This window comes from Burkholderia sp. WSM2230, from assembly GCF_000472445.1.
In the GTDB taxonomy this organism is placed as follows: domain Bacteria; phylum Pseudomonadota; class Gammaproteobacteria; order Burkholderiales; family Burkholderiaceae; genus Paraburkholderia.
The window spans coordinates 329,478-354,862 of sequence record NZ_AXAJ01000004.1 but is presented as its reverse complement, the minus strand read 5'-3'; the positions used below and the strand labels follow the sequence as shown (position 1 = coordinate 354,862).

21 protein-coding genes are annotated in these 25,385 nt (G+C 63.2%); 11 read left to right on the top strand and 10 right to left on the bottom strand.

Annotated elements, in window-relative coordinates; genetic code table 11:
- Positions 1-73 precede the first annotated feature (73 nt).
- Positions 74-727 carry an OmpA family protein gene (locus A3AC_RS0111745; RefSeq protein WP_025599039.1) on the bottom strand — a complete coding sequence of 218 codons (654 nt, stop codon included), beginning with the start codon at positions 725-727 and terminating at the stop codon, positions 74-76.
- A gap of 382 nt (positions 728-1,109) precedes the next feature.
- On the opposite strand from A3AC_RS0111745, the gene apbC reads away from it, so the two are divergent.
- The 5 genes from apbC (at position 1,110) to A3AC_RS0111720 (ending at position 6,789) form a co-directional block, all read left to right on the top strand.
- Positions 1,110-2,198, top strand: a complete 1,089-nt coding sequence (gene apbC / locus A3AC_RS0111740; protein WP_025599038.1) for an iron-sulfur cluster carrier protein ApbC — start codon at positions 1,110-1,112, stop codon at positions 2,196-2,198.
- Between the two features lie 161 nt (positions 2,199-2,359).
- Complete coding sequence (locus tag A3AC_RS0111735; protein ID WP_025599037.1) at positions 2,360-2,893, top strand: superoxide dismutase family protein; 534 nt, start codon at positions 2,360-2,362, stop codon at positions 2,891-2,893.
- A gap of 250 nt (positions 2,894-3,143) precedes the next feature.
- Positions 3,144-3,713: a dCTP deaminase gene (gene dcd, locus A3AC_RS0111730; RefSeq protein ID WP_025599035.1), complete on the top strand. Its 570-nt coding sequence runs from the start codon at positions 3,144-3,146 to the stop codon at positions 3,711-3,713.
- An 86-nt stretch (positions 3,714-3,799) separates the two neighbouring features.
- Positions 3,800-6,085 carry an arginine/lysine/ornithine decarboxylase gene (locus tag A3AC_RS0111725; protein ID WP_025599033.1) on the top strand — a complete coding sequence of 762 codons (2,286 nt, stop codon included), beginning with the start codon at positions 3,800-3,802 and terminating at the stop codon, positions 6,083-6,085.
- A gap of 2 nt (positions 6,086-6,087) precedes the next feature.
- Entirely contained in the window at positions 6,088-6,789 is a 702-nt protein-coding gene (locus tag A3AC_RS0111720; protein WP_025599032.1) for a lysozyme inhibitor LprI family protein, read from the top strand.
- A gap of 51 nt (positions 6,790-6,840) precedes the next feature.
- Here A3AC_RS0111720 and A3AC_RS0111715 read toward each other — a convergent pair whose 3' ends face one another.
- The 4 genes from A3AC_RS0111715 to zwf form a co-directional block, all read right to left on the bottom strand.
- Positions 6,841-7,767, bottom strand: a complete 927-nt coding sequence (locus A3AC_RS0111715; RefSeq protein WP_025599031.1) for a bestrophin family protein — start codon at positions 7,765-7,767, stop codon at positions 6,841-6,843.
- Positions 7,768-7,905: 138 nt separating this feature from the next.
- Positions 7,906-9,822: a bifunctional transcriptional regulator/glucokinase gene (locus A3AC_RS0111710; RefSeq protein WP_025599029.1), complete on the bottom strand. Its 1,917-nt coding sequence runs from the start codon at positions 9,820-9,822 to the stop codon at positions 7,906-7,908.
- Positions 9,800-10,546, bottom strand: coding sequence for a 6-phosphogluconolactonase (gene pgl, locus A3AC_RS0111705; RefSeq protein ID WP_025599028.1), 747 nt, complete (start codon positions 10,544-10,546; stop codon positions 9,800-9,802). Before pgl ends, A3AC_RS0111710 begins: the two co-directional genes overlap by 23 nt.
- A gap of 49 nt (positions 10,547-10,595) precedes the next feature.
- The gene (gene zwf / locus A3AC_RS0111700) at positions 10,596-12,059 is read right to left on the bottom strand and encodes a glucose-6-phosphate dehydrogenase (protein WP_025599026.1); all 1,464 of its coding nucleotides are present in this window, start codon (positions 12,057-12,059) and stop codon (positions 10,596-10,598) included.
- A 580-nt stretch (positions 12,060-12,639) separates the two neighbouring features.
- On the opposite strand from zwf, the gene A3AC_RS0111695 reads away from it, so the two are divergent.
- The 4 genes from A3AC_RS0111695 to A3AC_RS0111680 all read left to right on the top strand — a co-directional run bounded on the left by A3AC_RS0111695 (position 12,640) and on the right by A3AC_RS0111680 (position 17,035).
- Positions 12,640-13,887, top strand: a complete 1,248-nt coding sequence (locus A3AC_RS0111695; protein ID WP_025599025.1) for an ABC transporter substrate-binding protein — start codon at positions 12,640-12,642, stop codon at positions 13,885-13,887.
- A gap of 143 nt (positions 13,888-14,030) precedes the next feature.
- Positions 14,031-14,969 carry a carbohydrate ABC transporter permease gene (locus A3AC_RS0111690; RefSeq protein ID WP_025599024.1) on the top strand — a complete coding sequence of 313 codons (939 nt, stop codon included), beginning with the start codon at positions 14,031-14,033 and terminating at the stop codon, positions 14,967-14,969.
- Positions 14,959-15,816 (top strand): carbohydrate ABC transporter permease, encoded by an 858-nt coding sequence (locus A3AC_RS0111685; protein ID WP_013587500.1) that lies wholly within the window; start codon positions 14,959-14,961, stop codon positions 15,814-15,816. Before A3AC_RS0111690 ends, A3AC_RS0111685 begins: the two co-directional genes overlap by 11 nt.
- A 103-nt stretch (positions 15,817-15,919) precedes the next feature.
- Positions 15,920-17,035, top strand: a complete 1,116-nt coding sequence (locus A3AC_RS0111680; RefSeq protein WP_025599023.1) for an ABC transporter ATP-binding protein — start codon at positions 15,920-15,922, stop codon at positions 17,033-17,035.
- A 130-nt stretch (positions 17,036-17,165) separates the two neighbouring features.
- Here A3AC_RS0111680 and A3AC_RS0111675 read toward each other — a convergent pair whose 3' ends face one another.
- The 5 genes from A3AC_RS0111675 to trxB form a co-directional block, all read right to left on the bottom strand.
- Entirely contained in the window at positions 17,166-18,083 is a 918-nt protein-coding gene (locus A3AC_RS0111675; protein ID WP_025599022.1) for a LysR family transcriptional regulator, read from the bottom strand.
- Between the two features lie 172 nt (positions 18,084-18,255).
- Positions 18,256-18,915 (bottom strand): glutathione S-transferase family protein, encoded by a 660-nt coding sequence (locus tag A3AC_RS0111670; protein WP_025599021.1) that lies wholly within the window; start codon positions 18,913-18,915, stop codon positions 18,256-18,258.
- Between the two features lie 133 nt (positions 18,916-19,048).
- Positions 19,049-19,669, bottom strand: a complete 621-nt coding sequence (locus A3AC_RS0111660) for a trimeric intracellular cation channel family protein (protein WP_025599020.1) — start codon at positions 19,667-19,669, stop codon at positions 19,049-19,051.
- Positions 19,669-20,442 carry a Smr/MutS family protein gene (locus tag A3AC_RS0111655; RefSeq protein WP_025599018.1) on the bottom strand — a complete coding sequence of 258 codons (774 nt, stop codon included), beginning with the start codon at positions 20,440-20,442 and terminating at the stop codon, positions 19,669-19,671. The genes A3AC_RS0111660 and A3AC_RS0111655 overlap by 1 nt, the downstream gene beginning before the upstream one ends.
- A 199-nt stretch (positions 20,443-20,641) precedes the next feature.
- Complete coding sequence (gene trxB / locus A3AC_RS0111650; RefSeq protein ID WP_025599017.1) at positions 20,642-21,643, bottom strand: thioredoxin-disulfide reductase; 1,002 nt, start codon at positions 21,641-21,643, stop codon at positions 20,642-20,644.
- Between the two features lie 322 nt (positions 21,644-21,965).
- Here trxB and A3AC_RS0111645 point away from each other — a divergent pair, with 322 nt between their 5' ends.
- Together A3AC_RS0111645 and lolA are read left to right on the top strand one after the other, a co-directional pair.
- Positions 21,966-24,281 (top strand): DNA translocase FtsK, encoded by a 2,316-nt coding sequence (locus tag A3AC_RS0111645; protein ID WP_025599016.1) that lies wholly within the window; start codon positions 21,966-21,968, stop codon positions 24,279-24,281.
- A 269-nt stretch (positions 24,282-24,550) separates the two neighbouring features.
- The gene (gene lolA, locus A3AC_RS0111640; RefSeq protein WP_025599015.1) at positions 24,551-25,291 is read left to right on the top strand and encodes an outer membrane lipoprotein chaperone LolA; all 741 of its coding nucleotides are present in this window, start codon (positions 24,551-24,553) and stop codon (positions 25,289-25,291) included.
- Positions 25,292-25,385: the final 94 nt, after the last annotated feature.

Here is a 25,385-nt window from a genome sequence, read left to right as displayed (position 1 = left end):
TTCACACTGCCATGAGCCGAGCGGGGCGCTGCGCGCGCCCCGCCGTTTTCCTCCGCGCTGTCGCGCGCTGTTCTTACTGCGTAGCGTGCTGAGCGGTGGCGCGCAGATAGATCTCGACGCGACGGTTGGCGGCGCGGCCGGCTTCCGTGTTGTTGTCGGCGATCGGCTGGTTCTGGCCCATGCCCTGCGCCGACAGGCGTTGCGCCGCAACGCCGCGTTGCTCGAGGAAGCTCACCACGCTTTGCGCGCGATTGACCGACAGCGTCTGGTTATAGGCCGGCTGGCCGGTGCTGTCCGTGTGGCCGACCACTTGCGCGATCACTTCCGGATTCTGCTGCAGCGTCTGCGTCAGCTGATCGAGCACCGGCGCGAACGACGGCTTGATCGCGTAGCTGTTCGTGTCGAACGTGACGGAGCTCGGAATGTTCAGCTTGAGCGAGCCGTCCGGCTGCTCGGTGATCTGCGTGCCGGTGCCCTTGGTCGCGCCCGACAGCTTGTTGTGGATCGCCTGCCAGTTGTAGCCGGTGATGCCGCCCACCGCAGCGCCGACGCCGGCGCCGATTGCCGCGCCCTTGCCGCCGCCGAAAATCGCGCCCAGTGCCGCGCCGGTGCCGGCGCCTACGCCCGTGCCGACGGCCGTGTTCGTACCCTGTTGGCTAGCGCAGCCGGCCAGCACGGAACCTGCAACGGCGAAAACGGCCAGGCGAGTCATGATTTTTGCATTCATTTTTGATTCCTCTTGATTGAAGCGAATGACGCGCATAAAGCGCGCAGGTGAAGCATTGCGCAACGTCAAGCCGTGGCGGCGAACGTCACGGCAACAAAATTACTGTGCCCATCAAGCTGTAAAAACAGCGGCGGAGCCTGGCCAACCCAAGGGCCTTCATCGTCCCGGTCCGACAGTGAAGAAGGGTCTTCCGGCACCGCTTCACCCTAGCCACTACAATGAAGGCTGGCGCGCAGCGATGCGGCCCCACGGCGGTCCGCCTGCCCGAAGGGTGCCTGGCACGCCTGGTTTTCGCAATGCTGCCTAACAATTTCTTGCAAATTCCGGCGCGTGGCCGAGATTTCGATCCTGCCGCGCCGCGGGTGTTCCCCTCGGAGTGTCAATGAGTATCGATCGGGCATTGGTCGACGCTGCGCTCGCAGCCGTCACTGACCCTAACACTGGCCGGCCGTATGCCGCTGCCAGAAACCTGAAGAGCGTCGCCGTAGAGGGTGACACGGTTAGCGTCGCAGTGGTACTCGGCTATCCGGCCATGCGCCAGTTCGACGCGATCCGCAAACAGTTCGACGACACGCTGCGGGCCGTGCCGGGCGTGGCGCAGACCCGCGTGCAGGTGTCGCAGGAAATCGCGGCGCATACGGTGCAGCGCGGCGTGAAACTTTTGCCGAACGTTAAAAACATCGTGGCGGTAGCGTCGGGCAAGGGCGGCGTCGGCAAGAGCACGACTGCCGTCAATCTTGCGCTCGCGCTGGCTAGCGAGGGCGCGTCGGTCGGCATACTCGACGCGGACATTTACGGCCCGTCGCTGCCGCTGATGCTCGGCATCGAGGGACGCCCGGAGTCGCCGGACGAAAAGACCATGAATCCGATGACGGGTCACGGTCTGCAGGCCAACTCCATCGGCTTTCTGATCGAGCAGGACAACCCGATGGTGTGGCGCGGGCCGATGGCCACGTCCGCGCTCGAACAACTGCTGCGGCAGACCAACTGGCGCGATCTCGACTACCTGATCGTCGATATGCCGCCGGGCACCGGCGACATCCAGTTGACCCTCTCGCAACGGGTGCCCGTGACGGGCGCCGTGATCGTCACCACGCCGCAGGACATTGCGCTCCTCGACGCGCGCAAGGGCCTGAAAATGTTCGAGAAAGTGGGCATTCCGATTCTCGGCATCGTCGAAAATATGGCCATGCACATCTGCTCGAATTGCGGGCACGAAGAGCATATTTTCGGCGCGGGCGGCGGCGAGCGGATGGGCAAGGAGTATGGTGTCGACCTGCTCGGCAGCCTGCCGCTCGACATTGCGATCCGCGAGCAGGCCGACTCCGGCCGGCCGACGGTGGTGGCCGATCCGCAAGGGCGTATCGCGGAGATCTATCGCACGATCGCGCGAAAGGTGGCGGTGCATATCGCCGAGCGGGCGCGCGACATGAGCTCGAAGTTCCCCAACATCGTCGTGCAGAACACCTGACGCATCGTGCCAACCGGCTGGGCGGCGCGCTCGGGCGGCCCGCCAAGGCGCGGCGGGCGGGCCGAAGCGTCTGTTTTCGCCAGGTCTCGCGGTATCATGTCGACTTCACAGGTTCGGCTCGGCGGCCGCAGGGGCGGCCGCCAGGCCGGCAAGAGGATCGCATGGGAAAACGAATCGACGGGCAGGCGGTGCATGCGTTCATCGTCCTGACTGCCAGCAGTGTGCTGTTATGCGGCTGCAGCGCCTTCCTGAGACCACAGGAAAAGCGTGCCGACGCGCAGTTGCTGCCCACCGTGGGCAATCAGGCGCGCGGCCTCGTTACGTTCATCGAGCGCTCGGACGGGGTGCAGGTCACCTACAATCTTGCGGGCTTGCCGCCCAATAGCGATCACGCGCTGCAAGTCCACGAGCGCGGCGACTGCAATGCCACCGACGGCTCAAGCGCCGGCCAGGTGTTCTCGCCGGCCGCCGAGCGTCTGAAAGCAGGCGCCCGGGTGGAGGGCGACCTCGGCAACATTCATGCGGACGCCAATGGCGTGGCAAGCGGCTTCATCGTGGCACCGGACGTTTCGCTCGACGGTATCCGTTCGGTCCTGCAGCGCGCCGTTCTGCTGCATCACGACGCAACCGACCCCTACGCGTATCCGCAGCACGGCGCCGGTGCGGCGCTCGCTTGCGGACTGATCCGGCAATGAGCGCAAGCGCCGCGGACTTTGCCGTTGCGCGGGTTCTCGCAAGACAACCCGCTCGCGGCCCGTATCTACGGCAGCGTCTTCGCGATCGCGTAAAATAAGCGCCTTTCGTGCGGCGCGCCGTCCTCGGCGCCTGAGGGCGCGAGGCGCGCGAGCCCGGCCCCGGGTGCCCGGCGCTTACCGCGCTGCGATCATTCAGTTACCCGTCGGTTATCCGTCACACATCTGTTATTACGTCGAGCAGCGTTCACCTATGACCATCAAATCCGACAAGTGGATCCGGCGCATGGCCGAGTCGCACAACATGATCGAGCCGTTCGTGCCCGATCAGGTTCGCCTCTCCGAAGACGGCCGGAAGATTGTCAGCTACGGCACGTCGAGCTACGGCTACGACATTCGCTGCGCCGACGAATTCAAGATCTTCACGAACATCAACTCCACGATTGTCGACCCGAAAAACTTCGACGAAAAATCGTTCGTGGACTTCAAGGGCGACGTTTGCATCATCCCACCTAATTCGTTCGCGCTCGCCCGCACGGTCGAGTATTTCCGCATTCCGCGCTCGGTGCTCACCGTGTGCCTCGGCAAGTCGACTTACGCGCGCTGCGGCATCATCGTGAACGTCACGCCGTTCGAGCCGGAATGGGAAGGGCACGTCACGCTCGAATTCTCGAATACGACACCTTTGCCTGCCAAAATCTACGCGAACGAAGGCGTCGCGCAGGTGCTGTTTTTCGAAAGCGACGAGATTTGTGAAACGTCGTACGCGGATCGCGGCGGCAAATATCAAGGTCAGCACGGCGTCACGTTGCCGAAGACGTGACGTCGGCAGCGCATTGACCCACCAGCTATTCGGGTGACCGCTGCAATTTTCAGAATGCAGCGGTCGTTCTTTTTGGAGAATCGCCCATGAAGTTCCGTTTTCCCGTCGTCATCATCGACGAAGATTTCCGCTCCGAGAACATCTCGGGTTCCGGCATCCGGGCTTTGGCCGAAGCAATCGAGAAAGAAGGCGCGGAAGTGCTCGGGTTGACGAGCTACGGCGATCTGACTTCGTTTGCGCAGCAGTCGAGCCGCGCGTCGTGCTTCATTCTTTCCATCGACGACGACGAACTGCTGCCGTACGTCGAAAACGTCGTGGTGGAAGGCGAGACGCCGGAGCTCGCGGCCGCGATCGTCGCGCTGCGCGCGTTCGTGACCGAAGTGCGCCGCCGCAACGCGGACATTCCGATCTTCCTGTACGGCGAAACGCGCACCTCGCGCCACCTGCCGAACGACATCCTGCGTGAGCTGCACGGCTTCATCCACATGTTCGAGGACACGCCGGAGTTCGTCGCCCGCCACATCATCCGCGAGACGAAGGTGTATCTCGACTCGCTGTCGCCGCCGTTCTTCAAGGAGCTTGTGAAGTACGCGGACGAAGGTTCGTACTCGTGGCACTGCCCGGGTCATTCGGGCGGCGTCGCGTTTTTGAAGAGCCCGCTCGGCCAGATGTTCCACCAGTTCTTCGGCGAGAACATGCTGCGCGCCGACGTCTGCAATGCCGTGGACGAACTCGGGCAACTGCTTGACCACACCGGGCCGGTTGCGGCCTCGGAGCGCAACGCCGCGCGCATTTTCAGCGCGGACCACGTGTTCTTCGTGACCAACGGCACGTCCACGTCGAACAAGATCGTCTGGCACGGCACGGTCGCGCCGGGCGATATCGTGCTGGTGGACCGCAACTGTCACAAGTCGATCCTTCACGCGATCACGATGACGGGCGCGATTCCCGTATTCCTCACGCCGACGCGCAACAACTTCGGCATCATCGGTCCGATTCCGCGCTCGGAATTCGAGCCGGAGAACATCCGCAAGAAGATCGCGGCGAATCCGTTCGCGCGCGAGGCGCTCGCGAAGAACCCAAACCTCAAGCCGCGCATTCTGACCATCACGCAAAGCACGTACGACGGTGTGATCTACAACGTCGAGATGATCAAGGAGATGCTGGGCGAGTGGCTCGACACGCTCCATTTCGACGAAGCCTGGTTGCCGCACGCGGAGTTTCACGAGTTCTATCAGGACATGCACGCAATCGGCGCGGGCCGACCGCGCATTGGCGCGATGATTTACGCGACGCACTCGACTCACAAGCTGCTCGCCGGTATTTCGCAGGCTTCGCAAATCGTCGTGCAGGACTCGAAGAACAGCCGCTTCGACAAGCATCGCTTCAATGAGGCGTATCTGATGCATACGTCGACGAGCCCGCAATACGCGATCATCGCCTCGTGCGACGTAGCCGCGGCCATGATGGAAGCGCCCGGCGGCACGGCACTCGTCGAAGAGTCGATTGCCGAAGCGCTCGACTTCCGCCGCGCGATGACCAAGGTCGACGAAGAATACGGCGACGACTGGTTCTTCAAGGTCTGGGGCCCCGAGCAGTTCGCCGAAGAAGGCATTGGCTCACGCGAAGACTGGATGCTGCGCCCGGACGATTCGTGGCACGGGTTCGGCCCGCTCGCCGAGGGTTTCAACATGCTCGACCCGATCAAGGCGACCATCGTCACGCCGGGCCTGGACATGAACGGCGACTTCGGCGAAACCGGCATTCCGGCCGCGATCGTCACGAAGTATCTGGCGGAGCACGGCATCATCGTCGAAAAGACCGGGCTGTACTCGTTCTTCATCATGTTCACGATCGGCATCACGAAGGGCCGCTGGAACTCGATGGTGACCGAGCTTCAGCAGTTCAAGGACGACTACGACAACAACCAGCCGCTGTGGCGCGTGCTGCCGGACTTCGTCGCGCTGCATCCGACGTATGAGCGAGTGGGCTTGCGCGATCTGTGCCAGCAGATTCACAGCGTCTACCGCGCAAACGACATTGCGCGTCTCACGACCGAGATGTACCTGTCGAGCATGGAACCGGCGATGAAGCCGTCGGACGCATTCGCGAAGCTCGCGCATCGCGAGATCGACCGCGTGCCTATCGACGAGCTGGAAGGCCGCGTCACGTCGATTCTGTTGACGCCGTATCCGCCGGGCATCCCGTTGCTGATTCCGGGCGAGCGCTTCAACAAGACCATCGTGAACTACCTGCGCTTCGCGCGCGAGTTCAACGAGCGTTTCCCGGGTTTCCACACGGACATACACGGGCTCGTCGGCGAAATGATCAACGGGCGCATCGAGTATTTCGTCGATTGCGTGCGCGTCTGACAATGCGGCTGACGAGGTCTCTCGCGCTCGCCTTGACATGCGCGCTCGTGTTCGGCGCCGCGCCGCTCGCGGCGCGCGCCGAAGTCGCCGCCGCCGATCCGATCGACGCGGCCATGCGCACGTGTCTGGCGCGCAGCGATATGTCGTCGACGGCGGGGCAGGTGCAGTGCATGGAGACGGCGCGCATAGGCTGGAAGTCCGCGCTCGACAACGCATGGCAGCAGTTGCAGCCGAAGTTGCCGCCGGCACGGCGCCAGCAATGGCAGAAGAGTCAGGCAAGCTGGCAGGCTTCGCGCGATGCCGACACGCAACTGCTCGCGGCGGTGTTCGCCACCACGCGCGGCACCATGTATGTGCTGGCCGCAGCCGACATGCAACTCCAGCCGGTGCGCGACCGCGCGCTCGTGCTGCGCAGCGCGGTGGCCGACGCGAGCGCCGGCGACCCTCCGGGCGGCAAACGTCTGCGCGCCTGCAGCGCCGACGCACGCTGCGAACACGCGATGTTCGACATGAACCGCTACTACCGCCGTCTGCGGGCGAAAATGCCGGTGCACTCGCGTCCCACGCTGACGCGAGCGCAAAAGGCGTGGACAGCCTATCTGAATGCGGCCACGCCGCTCGTCGACGAGCGCGGCCGCATCGACATCATCGGTACGCGGATCGCAACGCTCAAGCGCCTGTCGGAAACGGCCGGCAACCACTAGACGCTTGATCCGCAGCCGGCGAGACGCCATGCCCGATGCAGGCGTTCACGTTCACGTGAGCGCATAGCTCTCGGGCTGCGGACCGGGCAGCGCAAGCGCCGGCTCGCCGCGCAGATCGCGCATTGCGTCTTCGATAATCATGGACATCGTGTTGAGCGCGAGGTCGTTGTCGTCGGTGCCGAACGGCTCTTCGATTTGCGACGCGATCGCTTCGTGCGCCATGAACGTGTACGCAACGAACACCGCGAACACCGGCGTGAAAATGCCGATGCTGTCCACGAGCCCAAACGGCAGCGACGCGCAAAAGAAGTACACGGTGCGGTGAATCATCACCGAGTACGCAAACGGCAGCGGCGTGGACGCAATGCGCTCGCATCCGCCGATTACATCCGACAACGCATTCAGATTGCGGTCGAAGGCGAGCACCGCCATGGGATCGATCGCGCCGGCCTGCGCCTGGCGCTGCACCCATTCGCCGAGAAACAGCATCAACGTAGCCGGCTTAAAGCGCGACGCCATCACGCGTTCGAACAGTGCTGGCGGCAGACGCGCAGCCAGGTCTTCGCGCGGATCTGTTCTGCGAAGCTGATGGCGCAGCGCATGCGCGAGCGCGCCGAGCGCCGCGCAGAACTCGATCAGGTCTTCTTTCGGCAACTGCCGCGTTCGCAAGGTGAGCGCCTGCCGCGTCAGCGAACGCGAGTCGTTCAGCAACTGGCCCCACAGCTTGCGCGCTTCCCACCAGCGGTCGTAGCTCGCGTTATTGCGAAAGCCGAGAAACACCGCGAGCGCGATGCCGACCAGCGAGAACGGCGCGGTCGTGTTCAGGTTCAGCGAAATCGGCAACAGATGATCGTGCGCCGCGACCGCGATCACCGAAATGGCGAAAATGAGGCCGAGCCGTGGCAGCAACTGCGGAAGGACAGAGCCTCGCCAGGCGAGCAGCATGCGGAACCAATGGAGATGCGGGCGGATTATCATCGGTGTGCGTGGCCGTAAGCGATGGGGTTTCTATTATCGCTTCTACAGGCGACAAGGTTTCTGCCGCATTCCATGCAATGCAAAAGGCCACGCCGCAGCGTGGCCTTCGTGCCAACTTCGAGCAGGCTTCCAGCAGACTTAGTCGCGCGCCGATGAAGCCGCGCCGTGACTGAGCCAGTCGAGCACGGCGGTCGCGTCGTCGTCGGCGCCTTGACGTGCTTTGGCCACCGTTTCCGCGACGTCCGCGCTCGGCACCGCGCGGCGAATTGCCACGCCGACCGCGAGAATGTCGATCATGACCAGATGCAGAATGCGCGAGATCATCGAAAGCTGCGACTCGCGAATTTCGATGTGATCCGTCTCCAGCGCGACCGTCGCGCGCTTGGCCAAAGGCGTATTGCTCGACGTGATTGCGATCACCTTAGCTCCGGCCTGCATCGCGACGTCCAGCACGCGCAGCAGTTCGGGCGCGCGGCCGGACTTCGACACCGCGACGATCACGTCGCCTTTGCCGAGCAACGCAGCCGAAGCGGCCTGCATGTAGAGGTCGCCGTATGCAATGGTCGGAATGCCGAAGCGGAAGAACTTGTAGTGCGCGTCCTGCGCGACGATGTTCGAATTGCCGAGACCGTAGAATTCGATGCGGCGCGCGCCGTTCAGCAGATCGATTGCGCGCTCCACCTGTTCGAAGTTCAGATGCTCGCGCAACTGCAGGATCGCCGACACGGTGTTGTCCAGCACCTTCGCGCCGAAGTCGGTCGCCGTGTCGCCAAGATGCACCTGGCTATGGCTGACCGGAATCGTGCCGGTCAAACCGGTGGCGAGCTTCAACTTGAAATCCGACAGCCCCTGGCAACCGAGCGAACGGCAGAAGCGGATCACGGTCGGCTGACTCACGTCGGCCTTGCGTGCGATGTCGACAATCGGGTCGTTGATAATCGAGCGCGGATGATTCAGCGCGAGATCCGCGACGCGGCGCTCGGCCGGCGTCAATGCGTCGCGCATCTGACGGATCCGCTCGAATACCGCCGACGAACTGCCGCCCGCGCGATTCGACAACTGCTCGGCGAGTATCGCGGATACGCCCAGAAAAGCCGGATATTCCGCAGTAATCACGTAGGTCGGCACGTTCTGCAAATACGCCTCGAAGCGGCCCTTCGCCTCGAAGCGCTTGCGAAACGACGAGCGCGCGAAGAATTCGCCGAGCCGCGGCACGACGCCGCCGCCGATATAAATGCCGCCGAGCGCGCCCAGCGTCACCGCGATGTTGCCCGCGAAGGTGCCGAGAATGCCGCAGAACACGTCGACGGATTCGGCCGCGAGCGGCTCGCCATCCAGCGCGCGCTTGACGATTTCACGCGTGTCGACGGTCGCGGCCACGCGCTTCTTGTCGCGGCCCGCGAGCGCGCGGTAGATCACTTCTATGCCGGGGCCCGCGGCCACGCGTTCGAACGACACGTGCGACCACTTCTTGCGCGCGTACTGCAGCACGATGTCCTCGCGCTCGTCGGCCGGCGCGAAGGTGGCGTGGCCGCCTTCGCTGCCGAGTGCGATCCAGCGGTCGTCGGCGGGAATGAGGCCAGATACGCCCATGCCGGTGCCCGGACCGAGCAGGCCGATCACGCTGTTCGGGCGGCGGGTGCCGCCGCCGACCTGCACGCGTTGCGTGTCGGTGAGGCCGGGCAGGGCCATGGCAAGCGCGGTGAAGTCGTTTACGACCAGCAGCGTGTCGAAGCCGAGCGCGCGGCGCGTGGCTTCGATCGAAAAGGTCCAGTCGTGATTCGTCATGCTGACCTGATCGCCGTCGACCGGGTTCGCAATCGCAATCGCCGCGTGATTCACGCGGCCAATCTTCATGTCCTTCAGGTACTTCTTGATAACTTCGGCGACACCGGGGTAGTCCGCGCATGGATAGACCTGCACCGAGCCGATCTCGCCCGGCCCGGTCTCGAGCGCGAAGCGCGCGTTCGTGCCGCCGATGTCGGCGAGGAGCCTCGGTCCATCGGCGTGCTGGCCCGCGCCCGGAACAGCCTTAGTTTGCACACCAGTAGACATCGAGTCTCACTCCCTTGTCGTTTGCCAACTGCGAGATGGCATTTTTTTGTAGCGAAGACGCGGCGGCGTTCAGCACGTCCATCTTGCGCGGTCCTGCGATCAGCAAAAACAGGTGCTTCACTTCCTTCAGCGCAGAAAGCGACCAGCTCACGCGCGCATGCGGCGCGCTGCCGGGATGCACGGCGACGAAGCGCTCGGCAGTCGTGATGGCGTGGTCCCATTCGGGTGCGTCGGCGAAAATCGACGCCGTGTGGCCGTCTTCACCCATGCCGAGAATCGCGACGTCGGGCACGTTCGCAAAACGCGGGTCTACGTTGAGCGCGGCGACATGCGAATGCAGATCCTGCGTCGTGTCGACGAGCGGCCAGAACGTCGCGTTCTGCGCAGCGTTCTGCAACAGCGTGGCGTGCACCAGTTGCGCGTTGCTCGCGCTATCCGTCTCGGGCACCCAGCGGTCGTCGACCAGCGTCACGGCAATGCGCGGCCAGTCGAAAGTTTGCGTGGACAGCGTCTGCAGGAACGGGCGCGGACTGCTGCCGCCGGACACGGCGAGCAGGGCCGGGCGCGCGCCGGCGGTTGCGGTACCGGCTGTGGACGCGCCGGCAATACCGGCGTCCGACGTTGCCGCCTGTGCGGCCAGCGATGCATGTAACGCGTCGCCGACTGCCTTCGCCAACGCGTCGGATTGTGCGCGTTGATCGTCGAAAGCGTGAAGCTCGATCACTTCTCCTCCGTGCTGCTTTTTTGTTAGCGCGGCGCAAGACCGCCGCGAATCAATTCTCTTCTTCGAGCCAGCAGGTGCCGTGCTGCGCGAGCATTGCGCTTGCGGCCGCGGGACCCCACGTGCCCGCCGCATACGGCTTGGGCGGCCGGTTCGAAGCCTTCCATTCGTTCAGGATCGGTTCGACCCAGCGCCATGCGGCTTCCTGTTCGTCGCGTCGCACAAAGAGCGCGAGACGACCGTTGATCACGTCGAGCAGAAGACGTTGATACGCTTCCATCTGCCCTTCGCGGAAGAACTGGTCGAACGCGAGATCGAGGTGAACGCTTGCGAGATTCATGCCCTCACCCGGCTGCTTCGCGAGACAGTAAAGCCGGATTGTCTCGTTCGGCTGCAAACGGATCACGAGACGATTCGCGCCCGCGCGCAACGCCGAGGCGCCCAATGCCGAATGCGGCACCGAACGGAAATTCACCACGATTTCCGCGACGCGATCGGCAAGCCGTTTGCCGGTGCGCAGGAAAAACGGCACGCCGGCCCAGCGCCAGTTTTCTATCTCCACCTTCAGCGCGACGAAGGTTTCCGTCGTGCTGTTCTGCTTCACGCCAGGTTCCGTCGCATAGGCGGGCACCGAGTTGCCGCGAATCACGCCCGAATGATACTGGCCGCGCACCGCAACTTTGCCGATGTCGAGCGGATTGATGGGCTTTAATGCTCGCAGCACGCGCAGTTTCTCGTCGCGCACCGAGTCGGAGTCCATCGAGTGGGGCGGCTCCATGGCGACGATCGAAAGCAGTTGCAGCAAATGGTTCTGCACCATGTCGCGCAGCGCGCCGGTATTGTCGTAGAAATCGCCGCGCGCTTCGACACCGAGTTCTTCCGCGATGGTGATCTGAATGCTCTCGACCCACTCGCGGCGCCACAGCGGCTCGAACAGCGCATTGCCGAAGCGCAGCGCCAAGAGGTTCTGCACGGGCTCTTTGCCGAGGTAGTGATCGATACGGTAGATCTGCTCTTCCGCGAAGATTTCGCCGACCGCGTCGTTGATTGCATTGGACGACTTGAGATCATAGCCGAGCGGCTTCTCGAGCACGATGCGCGCGTTTTCGTTGAGTCCAACCGATGCGAGCGCGCGGCAGATCGGCACGAACAGCGACGGACCGGTGGCCAGATAAAACACGCGGATGCCGGGCAGCGACTCTACCGCATCGCGCAGCAGCACGAAGTCTTCCGGATTGCCGAGGTCGATCTTCACGAACTGGATGCGTTCGAGAAAGCTCGCCCATGCGGTTTCGTCGACACCGTTCTTCGACACATGCGGCTTGACGTGCTCGTTCACCCACTGAAGGTATTCGCCACGATCTCCCACGTGGCGCGCTACCGCGACGATCTTGCCGCTGTCGGCCAGCATGCCGCCCGCACGGTGTGCTTCAAACAGGGCGGGGAGAATCTTGCGCATCGACAGATCGCCGGTTCCGCCGAAGAGAACGAAGGTGAAGCTCGAATCGGTTTGCATGAGTCTCCGTCGATGTCCTGAGGCCGCCGCGCTGACCGCTGACTGCTTGCGGAAAGGCGACCGTAGTCCGATAAAATATTTTTTGACACTGAATTGTAGTTTAACTACAATCCAAATCAAGAGGTAGCGCTAATTCGATGAAAAAAGCGTGCGCTGGCAGGCAGGTTGCGCGTTTTCGCGAATCGGCAGGCGCCCCCTGCATGTTAACGGACAATGCATGCCGGCATCGGCGAGCCAACCGGGCAGTTGTTGCAGCAAAGCCGCGTTGGCGAAGCTCGCAAGTGCGTGGCAAAGCTGGCAGGTCCGGCAAGCCGGTTGCCTCGGTTGACGTGCAAGGCACCTCGAGTCTGCCGCGCGACGCGGGCGGGCAAAAATCAAAAGAGGAGACAGTCAGTTGCATCCCGAACCACTCATCTCTTGAGCTTCCAGCGGCCGGACATCGGTCCGCCGGCACATGCGTCACGCATGCGCCCGACCGTGCTCGATCGCCCAGTGTTTTGCCTGTTTTGAACCAACCACAGCACCCTGGCGACATCAGGGGCCATTTGTTTTTTGTTCAGGTGTCTGGAGGAGATAAGCAATGAAATTTCGCGCGATCATGGGCGCTCTGTGCGCCGCAGGTCTGATGTGTGGCGTCTCGGCCGCGCAGGCTGCCGAGTCGGTCGAAGTGTTGCACTGGTGGACCTCGGGCGGTGAATCCAAAGCCGTCGGCGTCCTCAAGGACGACATGACGAAGCAGGGTTACACGTGGAAGGACTTCGCGGTTGCGGGCGGCGCCGGCGCGGCTGCCATGACGGCACTCAAGACGCAGGTGATCTCGGGCAACGCGCCGAGCGCCGCGCAGATCAAGGGTCCGCTGATCCAGGACTGGGCTTCGCAGGGCGTGCTGGTGCCGATCGACTCCGTCGCCGGTGACTGGAAGAAGAACCTGCCGCCGGAAATCGACAAGATCATGCACGCGGAGGGCCACTACGTCGCGGCGCCGTTCTCGGTGCATCGCGTGAACTGGCTGTACATCAACAAGGCAGCGCTCGACAAGGCGGGCGGCAAGGTGCCGACCACGTGGCCTGAATTCTTCGCGGTCGCCGACAAGATGAAGGCCGCGGGTATCCAGCCGATCGCGATGGGCGGCCAGCCGTGGCAAGACCTGACGCTGTGGGAAGACGTCGTGCTGTCGCAAGGCGCGGACTTCTACAAGAAGGCGCTGGTCGATCTGGACGAAAAGACGCTGACTTCGGACAAGATGGTCGGCGTGTTCGACACGGTCCGTAAGATCCAGGGCTACTTCGATCAGGGCCGCACCGGCCGTGACTGGAACCTCGCCACCGCCATGGTCATCAACGGCAAGGCAGGCATGCAGTTCATGGGCGACTGGGCGAAGGGCGAATTCGCCAACGCCGGCAAGAAGTCGGGCGCGGACTACGTCTGCGCCGCCGTGCCGGGCACCGAGAAGTCGTACACGTTCAACGTCGACTCGTTCGTGTTCTTCCAGCAGAAGGGCCAGAAGGCTGCAACGCCGGGCCAGCTCGCGCTCGCGAAGACCATCATGTCGCCGGAATTCCAGGAGCAGTTCAGCCTGTACAAGGGCTCGATTCCGGTGCGTCTCGGCGTGTCGATGGCGAAGTTCGACGACTGCGCGAAGAAGTCGTACGCGGATGAGCAGACCGCGATCAAGTCGGGCGGCTATGTGCCGTCGCTCGCTCACGGCATGGCTCAGCCGGATGCCGCAGCCGGCGCGATCTCCGACGTCGTCACGAAGTTCATGAACTCGCAGCAGGATTCGAAGAGTGCGGTTGCAGCGCTCGCGAAGGCAGCGAAGACCAAGTAAGTGAAGTTGCGAAGGGCGCGCCGGTGTATCGGCGCGCCCTTCGCGCCGTTGATCGCGTGAATTCGCGCAATGCGATGCGTTGCTTGCACTGCGCGTATCCGATGCACGCGGCTTCACCTGACAGTTTCAGCAGGAGTCGAGTAGTGACTGCTTCTATCAGCGGAAACGGGAAAACGGCTACCGTCGCCCGCCGCACGTCGCCCATGGCGGCCCTTGCCGATCGCTGGATTCCGAAGCTGGTGCTCGCACCCAGCGTCGTGATCAGCCTGATCTTCGTGTATGGCTTCATCGCCATCACCGGCTATCTGTCGATGTCCAACTCGCGGCTCATGCCGCGCTATGATTTTGTCGGTTTCGACCGTTATCGCGAACTGTTCGATAACGACGTATTCTGGACCTCGGCTGCGAACCTCGGCTGGTTCGGCATTCCGTTCATCGGCATCTGTATCGGCCTCGGTCTCTTTCTCGCGATCCTGCTCGATCAGCAGATCCGCAACGAGGGCGCGCTGCGCGCAGTGTTTCTCTATCCGATGGCGCTGTCGTTCATCGTGACCGGCACGGCGTGGCAATGGATCATGACGCCGAGCATCGGCCTCGAAAAAGTCTTTCACGACTGGGGCTGGACGAGCTTCTCGTTTGGCTGGCTCGGCGACCCTGACAAAGCGATTTTCTGCGTGGTGATCGCGGCGGTGTGGCAATCCACCGGCTTCGTGATGGCGCTGTTTCTCGCCGGCCTGCGCGGTGTGGACAGTGAAATTTTCAAGGCCGCGCAGATGGATGGCGCGAACCTGCCCACCATCTACCGGAAGATTGTGATTCCGAGCATGCGCCCGGTGTTCTTCTCGGTGCTGCTGATTCTTTGCCATATCACGATCAAGACGTTCGACCTCGTCGTCGCATTGACTGCGGGCGGTCCTGGCACTTCGTCGTCGCTGCCGGCCATTTTCATGTACACGTTTTCGTTCAATCGCGGGCAGCTCGGCGTCGGCGCGGCATCGTCGATCATGATGCTCGCCACCGTCGTGGCCGTGCTCGTGCCGCTCATGTATCTGGAATCGAGGAGCACCCGCAATGCAGCCTAAGATGACGATCAGCCGTGCCGTCATTTACGCGGCCCTGATTCTGTTCGCCCTGTACTTCCTGTTTCCGCTCTATGTGATGCTGTCCACGTCGTTCAAGGACATCGACCAGCTGCGCACCGGCAACCTGCTTACGCCGCCTTCACATTGGACTGTCGATCCGTGGATCAAGGCATGGAGCGGCGCGTGTACGGGCGTGCGTTGCGACGGCATGCAGCCGTTCTTCATGAACTCGGTGCGCATGGTGATTCCGGCGGTGCTGATTTCGTCGATCATCGGTGCGTTCAACGGCTATGTGCTGACGCACTGGCGTTTCCGCGGCGCCGATCCGATCTTCACGATGCTGCTCGTCGGCTGCTTCATTCCGTTCCAGGCGATCCTGTTGCCGATGGCGCGTTTCGAAGGCGCGCTCGGTTTGTCGAACACGACGACCGGTCTGGTGGTGGTACACGTGATCTACGGTATTGCGTTCACGACCATGTTCTTCCGCAACTTCTACGTGAGCGTTCCGGCTGAACTCGTGAAGGCGGCGCGCATCGACGGCGCGGGTTTCTTCACGATTTTCACGAAGATTCTGCTACCCGTGTCGCTGCCGATCTTCATGGTGTGCCTGATCTGGCAATTCACGCAGATCTGGAATGACTTCCTGTTCGGTATCGTGTTCTCCGGCGTCGATTCAATGCCGATCACGGTGGCGCTGAACAACCTCGTGAATACTTCGACCGGCGTGAAGGAATACAACGTGGACATGGCCGGTGCGATCATCGCCGCACTGCCGACCTTGCTCGTCTACATCGTGGCTGGACGCTATTTCGTGCGCGGCCTGACGGCCGGCGCAGTGAAGGGCTAACCCTCGACAGACCATCCGGGCGCGGCGGCGCTTCACTAAACCAGTGCCGCCGTCACCCGACAAGACGATTTCAAGCAGTACCAGAGACTAGAGGATTCACAGCATGGCAAGCCTTTCCATCCGTGACGTGTACAAGACTTACCCGAATGGGGTGCCGGTTCTGAAGGGTGTCAACATCGACATCGAAGACGGCCAGTTCCTGATTCTCGTCGGCGGCTCGGGCTGCGGCAAGTCGACGCTGCTCAACATGATTGCCGGGCTCGAAACGGTGACCAAGGGCGAGATCCAGATCGACGGCAAGACGGTGAATAACCTGTCGCCGAAAGACCGCGATATCGCGATGGTGTTCCAGTCATACGCGCTGTATCCGTCGATGACGGTGCGCGAGAACATCTCGTTCGGCCTGAACATCCGCAAGGTGCCGAAAAGCGAGCAGGCGCAGATTGTCGACCGCGTGTCGAACACGCTGCAGATCACGCATCTGCTTGATCGCAAGCCGGGGCAGTTGTCCGGTGGCCAGCGTCAGCGTGTGGCAATGGGCCGTGCGCTCGCGCGCGACCCGGTGATGTTCCTGTTCGACGAACCACTGTCGAACCTGGACGCCAAACTGCGCATCGAAATGCGCTCGGAAATCAAGCTGCTGCATCAACGCCTCGGCACGACGATCGTCTACGTGACGCACGATCAGATCGAAGCAATGACGCTCGGCGACCGCATCGCCGTGATGAAAGACGGCATCGTCCAGCAATTCGGCGCGCCGCAGGAGATCTACGATTCGCCGTCGAATCTGTTCGTGGCCGGCTTCATCGGCGCGCCGCCGATGAACTTCATTCAGGGCAAGCTCGTCGAGCAGGGCGCGGGCGTGGGCCTCGAACTCGACACGGGCGTCGCGCGCACGGCGCTCGTGCTGCCGTTCGACTCGGCCAAGGTCAAGTCGCACATCGGTCGTGAAGTGATTCTCGGCTTGCGTCCGGAGCGCATTACCGATTCGCGCGGCGCGCATGGCGATCACGGCAAGCTGCAGCAGATCGAAGTGAAGGTCGACGTGATCGAGCCGACCGGTCCGGACACGCTCGTGTTCGCGCAGGTCAACGGCAAGCGCGTGGTGAGCCGCGTGCACCCGGCTTCGAATCCGCAGCCGTTGACGAACACCACGCTGCTGTTCGATACGTCGAAGGCGGTGTTGTTCGACCCGTCGAACGAAGAGCGGATCGCTTAAGGCGCGACTGCGTTTCGCGTCATCTGTTCCGAAGCAGAAAGCCCCTTGGCTCGTGAGAGACAAGGGGCTTTTGTTTTCGCTGTTGCTATTGCGGTTGCTTCTGTTTCGCAACCGGCTCGGCAAACGCGCGTCAAGCGTCCGGAATGCGAAGGTCTGGATTGTTGCGCACGACTTCCGTGACCCATTCGGTGAAGGCGCGCAGCCGCGAGCTCAGGTTGCGGCGATGCGCGTACAGAATCGACAACGGCGTGCCGGGACTCGTGTAGTCGGTGAGAATTTCCTTGAGCACGCCGCGCTCGATCAGATGCGCGACCATGAAGCGCGACGGCTGAATGATGCCGTGGCCGAGCGCGCCCGCGCGGATGTAGACGGAGCCATCGTTCACCGCGAGCACGCTTTTCATCGCGACCTTCGCGATCTCGCCGTTCACTTCATACTCGAACGGAAAGGTCTTGCCAGTGCGCGCCGACACGTAGTTGACCGCGCGGTGCTCGCTCAATTGATCGAGCGTGGTCGGCGTGCCGTATTTCTCCAGATACGCAGGCGACGCGCACGTCACGATCCGCGCATGGCCAATGCGTCGCGCGACGAGGCTCGATTCCTCCGGCGTGCCCATGCGGATCACGCAGTCCACCGCGTCCTGAATCAGGTCGATGTTGCGGTCGGCGAGACCAAGCCGCACGTCGATTTCAGGGTAGCGCCGGTAGAAGTCATCGAGCGCGGGCAGCAGCAGCGCGCGGGCGAGCGTGCCCGACGTATCCACACGGATCGTGCCCACCGGGTTCTCGCGCTTGTTCGACAGCGACGACTCTGCGTCGGCGACTTCCGCGAGAATGCGAACGCAGCGGTCGTAGAAAAGCGCGCCGTCTTCCGTGACGCTGACCTGGCGCGTCGAGCGGTTCAACAGGCGCACGCCGACGTGTTCTTCGAGCGCCTGAATCGTGCGGCTCACCTTGGCGCGCGGCAGGTCGAGCGATTCGGATACTTTCGTGAAGCTGTTCGCCTCGACCACACGCGTAAATATCTCCATCGCTTCGAAACGGTCCATGTTTGGCCTTCTATGTAATTGGCGGAAATAGGTTTCGACGTGAAGTGTATAGGCTCGAATTAATGTTGTCCGCAAGTGGTGGAGGCGCCGCGCGATGGCGCTCGGTGCCGCTCGATACGCTTTAGCCGTGCTCCAGTCACGCTCAGGTTCGCTCAGTCCCGCTCGGGCATGGTCAGTCCCGGTCAGGCGCGCCGAGCGGGAACAGCGGGCGATATGGCCTCGCCTCGTCCACCGCGCGGGCAAACGACGGACGCGCCAGCAGGCGCTCGCGATAAGCACGCACCTGTGCGAACCCCGGGTCGATCGGGTGGGTCCAGTCGGCGTAAAAGAGCGCGGGCGCGGCCGCGCAATCGGCAAGACTGAACGTATCTCCCGCCGCCCATTCGCGACCCGCCATGGTCCTGTCGAGCCACGCATAGGCGGTGTCGAGCATTGCGCGAGCCTCCGCGACGCCGCGCTTGTCGCGTTCGGCTTCGGGGCGCAGGCTGTCGAACACGACCTTCTGCTGAGGCGTCGAAATATAGTTGTCGAAGAAGCGGTCCATGCTGCGCACTTCGAGCGCCGCGCGGGCGTCGGTGGGCAGGAGCGCCACCGGCCCCGGATAGTAGAGCCCGAGATATTCGATGATGATGCTCGCCTCCATCACCGTGCGCCCGCTGTCGACCAGCACGGGAAAGCGCTTGATCGGCCACAGTTCGGCGAATTCGGCCATGATCTGCGGATTGTCGTACGCGAGCAGGCGGAACTCGAACGGCGTGCCGTTCTCGTAGAGCGCGATCAGCGCCTTCTGGCAGTACAAGGAAAAAGGGTGGGCGTATAGCTTGAGGCTCATCGTGATCACCTTTGACGGTTGGACGTGTGCTGCGGCCCGGCTGGGCCGCTCAGATCACGACGAACGGGCACGGCGAAAATCGACACGCCGCGCCGGGCGACCAGGCGCCCGGCGATCACGAAGCAAAAAGCCGCTAATGCGGCAGGCGTACATTGAGGCGGAACGTCGCGAGCCGCGCGAGCAGAATGAACCCGGTGGCGACCAGCACGCTATACACCGTGTCGAAGTTCACGTAGTCCAGCAAAACATACAGCCAGCAGCCGACGAAAGCGCACGTCGCGTAAGGCCGCGAATCGCGCAAGATTAGCGGCACCTCGTTGCACAGCACGTCGCGGATCACGCCGCCGAAAACGCCTGTGGCCACGCCCATCATCACTGACGTGAACCAGGGCATTTGCGCGTCATGCGCGATGGAGGTGCCCGCAATGCTGAAAAGGCCGAGGCCGATCGCATCGGCCACCAGCAGCACGCGCTCTGACAAAAGACGCGAAGTCATCTTGAGCAGCGTCGGCGCGAACAGCGACATCGCGAAGATGGCGATCAGATAGTCCTGATGCTCGACCCAATAGAACGGCCGGCGCTCGAGCAGCACGTCGCGCAGCGTGCCGCCGCCGAAAGCCGTGGCGATCGCCACGAGAAACGTGCCGACCGCGTCAAGGCGCCGCGTCCTCGCCTCGATGAAGCCGGAAATAGCGTACGCAAAGATGGCCAGCGCCTCCATGATGGAAAGCGCCAGCGTGAGTCTGGGATGGATCACCGCGGCTCCGTCGAAGGTCTGGCGTAAGCCGGTGCCGCGCCCGGCTGAAGCAGTACGACGACCGCGCCGGCGCCGCCGTCATGCGGGCGCGCCTGGCAAAACGCGATCACTTCGTTCTTCTGCACTAGCCACGCGCGCACTTTGCCCTTCAGCACCGGTTCCTTGCCGATCGATCCGAGGCCCTTGCCGTGAATCACCCGCAGACAGCGCAAGCCGCGCTTGACCGACTCGCGGATGAACTCGGCCAGCGCCTCGCGCGCTTCCTCGCGCCGCATGCCGTGCAGATCGATCTGCGCCTGCACGATCCAGTCGCCGCGCCGCAGTTTTCGCACGACTTCCTGGCTTACGCCGGGGCGGCAATAGGAGAGCGTTTCGTCCGTGTCGAGCAGTACCTCGGGGTCGTACTCGTCGGAAATCGCTTCGTGCAGCACCGCTTCTTCGTCGAGCCGGGTTTGCACCGGCAGCGGCGGCGGAGGATTGCGCGGCAACGATGCGCGCGGCGGCACCGCGAGCGGCGCGACTTCGCCAATCTCGCGGCGAAACAGGTCAGCGTCCGCAGCCGCTTCGCGCTTCGCGGCTGCCGCCGCAGCGCGTTCGCGCTCACGCTTTTGCGCGTCGATCTTCAATGCGTCGCGCAGCGCGGAGAGGCCGGCCAGGCCCGCGGCCGGCTCGATGGCAGGCTTCGCGGCGGGCGTCGCCGGTTCGCGCGAGGCCGGCGCGGCGGCGCGTGCCCGTTTCGGCTCGTTTGGGTGTGGGTGATTCTTCGGCATAGCGGTAATAGACGCGGAAAAAACGCGGAAAACTATCTGGTCACGCGGCGATCTGGTCGCGCCGCGCCTCGCGCAACCATGATGCGGCTTCACATGAAAAAAGGCCGCCGGCTCGTGAGCCGTGGCCTTTCATTCAGCGAGCGGCTGGGCCACGCCCAGCCGCCATTTTACCGTTGCGTTGGCGCGCAGGCGCTGCGGATCAGCGCTCGGCTTCCTGGCTCATCGCATGTTCGCCGGCCATCTCGTTGATGGTTTCCAGATAGCGCTGCGCGTCGAGCGCGGCCATACAGCCCGTGCCCGCGCTCGTGATCGCCTGACGGTACACGTGGTCCTGCACGTCGCCCGCGGCGAACACGCCCGGCACGCTCGTCGCCGTGGCAAAGCCGTTCAGGCCGCCCTTGGTGATGATGTAGCCGTTCCTCATCTCCAGCTGGCCTTCGAAGATATCCGTGTTCGGCTTGTGGCCAATCGCGACGAAAAGGCCCTGCAGCGCGATGTCCGTAGTCTCGCCGGTTTGCGTGTGCTTGATGCGCACGCCCGTCACGCCCGACTGGTCGCCGGTCACTTCGTCGAGCGTATGGTTCCACTTGATCTCGACGACGCCTTCCTTTTCTTTCGCGAGCAGACGGTCGATCAGGATGGGCTCCGCGCGGAACTTGTCGCGACGATGGATTACCGTGACCTTCTTCGCGATGCCCGACAGATAAAGCGCCTCTTCGACCGCGGTGTTGCCGCCGCCGACCACGGCCACATGCTGCTGCTTGTAGAAGAAGCCGTCACAGGTCGCGCAGGCGGACACGCCCTTGCCCATGAACGCTTCTTCCGACGGCAGGCCGAGGTATTGCGCCGACGCGCCCGTCGAGATGATCAGCGAATCGCAGGTGTATTCGCCCGAATCGCCGATCAGGCGGATCGGTTTTTCATCCAGCTTTGCGGTGTGGATGTGGTCGAAGATGATTTCGGTGTTGAAGCGCTCAGCGTGCTCCAGGAAGCGCGCCATCAGTTCCGGGCCTTGCACGCCGTTGGCGTCGGCGGGCCAGTTTTCAACGTCGGTCGTGGTCATGAGCTGGCCGCCTTGCGCGAGTCCGGTGACGAGCACCGGCGCGAGGTTGGCGCGCGCCGCGTAGACCGCAGCCGTGTAGCCGGCGGGACCGGAACCGAGAATCAGAACCTTGGCGTGTTTCGTGGAAGTTGCGGGCATGATCGAATCCTTTTACGGCGCACTGCTCGCCCATGCGGGCAGCGCGACTTGGCTGAAACTGTAGATGGGCATCAGTCGGGCATTATAAAGGGCGGGGCGGCGGGCTGCTCCATGAAGCTTTCCGATCGCGGCGATAGCCCGGCGCGTGGCGCGCGCGGCACGCGCGTGTGGTCAATCGGCCAGGTTACCGTCATTTACAGCCTCCCGCGGGGTACTGCGTTTACAATAGGCCGGATCGAAGTTTCGGGTCGCCGGCGCCGTGCCCGTAGCCGCGTCGCGCGAGACCCGGCACACCGGATCGGCCACACAAGCAACAGGATCAATGGCAAAAGCTCCTTATTCCGCGAGCGCGCAGGCATTGCCGCACCGCATGTCGCGCCTCTTCACCGAAATCCGCTGGATCCTGCAGGTCGCGCTCGGCGTGTTCCTGCTGATGGCGCTCGTCAGCTACAGCCGGCGCGATCCGAGCTGGACGCACGCCGCGCAGGTCGATCACATCGCCAACTGGGCGGGCCGCGTGGGCGCGTGGACTTCGGACATCCTGCTGCTGCTGTTCGGCCTTTCCGCCTACTGGTGGATCGTGCTGCTGGGCCGGCACATCTCCGCGAATTACAAGCGCATCACCCGCCACGAGGAATTGCCGGAAGACGCGCCGCGCGACACCACGTGGCTCGCGGACGCCTTCGCATTCATGCTCGTGCTGCTCGCCTGCGACGGTATCGAGGCGCTGCGCATGTGGTCGCTGAAAGTGCAACTGCCGCGTGCGCCGGGCGGCGTGATCGGCGAGGCGGTCGCGCGCGGCGTGTCGCACGCGCTCGGTTTCACCGGCGGCACACTTGCATTGCTGATCGTGCTGGCCATCGGCCTGTCGCTGTATTTCCGTTTCTCGTGGCTGTCCGTGTCGGAAAAGGTCGGCGAGTCGATCATCTCGGCCGTGACCTTTGCGAAGCTGCGCCGCGAGGCCGGGCGCGACCGCAAGCTGGGCGAAGCCGCCGCGGTCAAGCGCGAAGGCAAGGTCGAAAAGGGCCGCGTGCGTATCGAGGAACACGAGCCGGTTGTGATCGTGCCGCCGGTCGTCACGCCCGCGAAGTCGGAGCGCGTCGAGAAAGAACGGCAGGTGCCGCTCTTCACCGATCTGCCGGGCGATTCCACGTTGCCGCCCATTTCGCTGCTCGACCCGGCGCCGGCCGCGCAGGAAACCATTTCCGCCGATACGCTCGAGTTCACCTCGCGTCTGATCGAAAAAAAGCTCAAGGACTTCGGCGTCGAAGTGAGCGTGGTTGCCGCGTATCCGGGCCCGGTCGTCACGCGCTACGAGATCGAACCGGCCACCGGCGTGAAGGGCAGCCAGATCGTGAATCTGGCGAAGGACCTCGCGCGTTCGCTGTCGCTGGTGTCGATTCGCGTTGTCGAGACGATTCCGGGCAAGAACTACATGGCGCTCGAGTTGCCGAATCAGCGCCGCCAGACCGTGAGTCTGTCGGAGATTCTCGGCTCGGCGGTTTATGCGGACGCCGCGTCGCCGCTGACCATGGGCCTCGGCAAGGACATCGGCGGCAAGCCCGTCTGCGCGGACCTCGCGAAGATGCCTCACCTGCTCGTGGCCGGTACGACCGGTTCGGGCAAGTCGGTCGGTATCAACGCGATGATTCTGTCGCTGCTCTACAAGGCGAGCGCGGACCAGGTACGCATGATCCTGATCGATCCGAAGATGCTCGAAATGAGCGTCTACGAAGGCATTCCGCATCTGCTGTGTCCGGTCGTGACGGACATGCGCCAGGCCGGCCACGCGCTCAACTGGGCGGTCGCCGAAATGGAGCGCCGCTACAAGCTGATGAGCAAGCTCGGCGTGCGAAATCTCGCGGGCTATAACAACAAGATCGACGAAGCCGCGAAACGTGAGGAAAAGCTGCCGAACCCGTTCAGCCTCACGCCGGACGATCCGGAACCGCTCACGCGCCTGCCTAACATCGTGATCGTGATCGACGAACTCGCGGACCTGATGATGGTGGTCGGCAAGAAGGTCGAGGAACTGATCGCGCGGATCGCGCAGAAGGCGCGCGCGGCGGGTATTCATCTGATTCTCGCGACGCAGCGTCCATCGGTCGACGTGATCACCGGCCTCATCAAGGCCAACGTGCCGACGCGGATGGCGTTCCAGGTGTCGTCGAAAATCGACTCGCGCACGATTCTCGATCAGCAGGGCGCGGAATCGCTGCTCGGCATGGGCGACATGTTGTACCTGCCGCCAGGCAGCGGCTTGCCGGTGCGCGTGCACGGCGCGTTCGTGTCCGACGAGGAAGTGCACCGTGTCGTCGACAAGCTCAAGGAGCAGGGCGAGCCGAACTATATCGAGGGCATTCTGGAAGGCGGCGTGACCGGCGAGGGCGACGAGGGCTCGGCGGGCGCGGGCGGGGCCGGCTCGGGCGACGGCGAGTCCGACCCGCTATACGACCAGGCCGTGGACGTGGTGCTGAAGAACAAGCGCGCGTCGATTTCGCTGGTGCAGCGGCATTTGCGCATCGGCTATAACCGCGCGGCGCGCCTGCTCGAGCAGATGGAAAACTCCGGCGTCGTATCGGCGATGTCGTCGAACGGCAATCGCGAGATTCTTGCGCCGGCGCGCGAGGCGGATTGACGCGCAGAGGTTGATGTCCGCCTGTAACGTTCGTTTCCAAACGTTCGCTTCTAAGGTTCGCTTAAGACCGGCTGCCTAAGCTCCGGACCAAAGCCGCAAGACCTGTCGCGAGCGTTTCAGCCTCACGCGTTTGTTGCCCTAAGTCTGCGAATCACGGGCCGTGCGTCACGCTCCGCTCACTTTGCCAGCGGCCAGAAGAGACACGCTATGACCACGCGCCGCAACCACCGCGGCCGCTCAACGAACTGAAATCGAGGGAGAAAAAACATATGCAGCTATTTGCGCAGCAGCATGCTCAGTCCAGCGGCCCCGGCCGTTTTGCCCGCCTCGCTCGCACTGTCGCGCGCAGTGCCGGCGCGGCGGCGATCGGCGCGTCGATGCTCGTCGCTTCGCAGGCTTTCGCGAGCGGCACCGAGCAGTTGAAGACGTTCGTCGCACAGGTTCACTCGGCGCGCGGTACCTTCGTGCAGCAGGAAGTGCGCGCGCCGGGCAAGGCGCAAGCAGCGAGCGGCGCGAGCGGCGTGCTGTCCACCAACGGCGGCGGCAAGAACAGCACGTCGAGTGGAACATTCACGTTTGCGCGTCCTGGCAAGTTCATCTGGCAATACGAAAAGCCCTACGCGCAATTGCTGCAAGCGGACGGTGACAAGCTTTACGTGTATGACAAGGATCTAAACCAGGTGACGGTGCGAAGCCTGGGCGGCGCGCTTGGCGCGAGCCCGGCGGCGATTCTGTTCGGCAGCAATGATCTCGATAAAAACTTCACGCTGCGCGACGCGGGTGTGAAGGCCGGCATCGACTGGCTGGAACTGACGCCGAAAACGAAGGACACGCAGTTTCAGCGCGTGGGCATCGGCTTCAAGGACGGCAATCTGCAAGCTATGGAATTGCACGACGTGTTCGGCAACGTGACGTTGCTGACGTTTTCGAACATCCAGAAGAATCCGCCGCTGCCTGCCGACGCGTTCAAGTTCACCGTGCCGAAGGGTGCGGACGTGATCAATGGCTAGATTGCCGCTGTATGTTTGAGATTGATGAGGGAAGCCGCGCTGCATGCGCGGCTTTTTTCATGGGCGTGACGCCGATAGAAGAGACGCAAGGCGA

Coding starts and splice junctions, on each gene's coding strand:
- A3AC_RS0111745 (WP_025599039.1), bottom strand. CDS start 727: ATGAATGCAAAAATCATGACTCGCCTGGCCGTTTTCGCCGTTGCAGGT.
- apbC (WP_025599038.1), top strand. CDS start 1,110: ATGAGTATCGATCGGGCATTGGTCGACGCTGCGCTCGCAGCCGTCACT.
- A3AC_RS0111735 (WP_025599037.1), top strand. CDS start 2,360: ATGGGAAAACGAATCGACGGGCAGGCGGTGCATGCGTTCATCGTCCTG.
- dcd (WP_025599035.1), top strand. CDS start 3,144: ATGACCATCAAATCCGACAAGTGGATCCGGCGCATGGCCGAGTCGCAC.
- A3AC_RS0111725 (WP_025599033.1), top strand. CDS start 3,800: ATGAAGTTCCGTTTTCCCGTCGTCATCATCGACGAAGATTTCCGCTCC.
- A3AC_RS0111720 (WP_025599032.1), top strand. CDS start 6,088: ATGCGGCTGACGAGGTCTCTCGCGCTCGCCTTGACATGCGCGCTCGTG.
- A3AC_RS0111715 (WP_025599031.1), bottom strand. CDS start 7,767: ATGATAATCCGCCCGCATCTCCATTGGTTCCGCATGCTGCTCGCCTGG.
- A3AC_RS0111710 (WP_025599029.1), bottom strand. CDS start 9,822: ATGTCTACTGGTGTGCAAACTAAGGCTGTTCCGGGCGCGGGCCAGCAC.
- zwf (WP_025599026.1), bottom strand. CDS start 12,059: ATGCAAACCGATTCGAGCTTCACCTTCGTTCTCTTCGGCGGAACCGGC.
- A3AC_RS0111695 (WP_025599025.1), top strand. CDS start 12,640: ATGAAATTTCGCGCGATCATGGGCGCTCTGTGCGCCGCAGGTCTGATG.
- A3AC_RS0111685 (WP_013587500.1), top strand. CDS start 14,959: ATGCAGCCTAAGATGACGATCAGCCGTGCCGTCATTTACGCGGCCCTG.
- A3AC_RS0111680 (WP_025599023.1), top strand. CDS start 15,920: ATGGCAAGCCTTTCCATCCGTGACGTGTACAAGACTTACCCGAATGGG.
- A3AC_RS0111675 (WP_025599022.1), bottom strand. CDS start 18,083: ATGGACCGTTTCGAAGCGATGGAGATATTTACGCGTGTGGTCGAGGCG.
- A3AC_RS0111670 (WP_025599021.1), bottom strand. CDS start 18,915: ATGAGCCTCAAGCTATACGCCCACCCTTTTTCCTTGTACTGCCAGAAG.
- A3AC_RS0111655 (WP_025599018.1), bottom strand. CDS start 20,442: ATGCCGAAGAATCACCCACACCCAAACGAGCCGAAACGGGCACGCGCC.
- trxB (WP_025599017.1), bottom strand. CDS start 21,643: ATGCCCGCAACTTCCACGAAACACGCCAAGGTTCTGATTCTCGGTTCC.
- A3AC_RS0111645 (WP_025599016.1), top strand. CDS start 21,966: ATGGCAAAAGCTCCTTATTCCGCGAGCGCGCAGGCATTGCCGCACCGC.
- lolA (WP_025599015.1), top strand. CDS start 24,551: ATGCAGCTATTTGCGCAGCAGCATGCTCAGTCCAGCGGCCCCGGCCGT.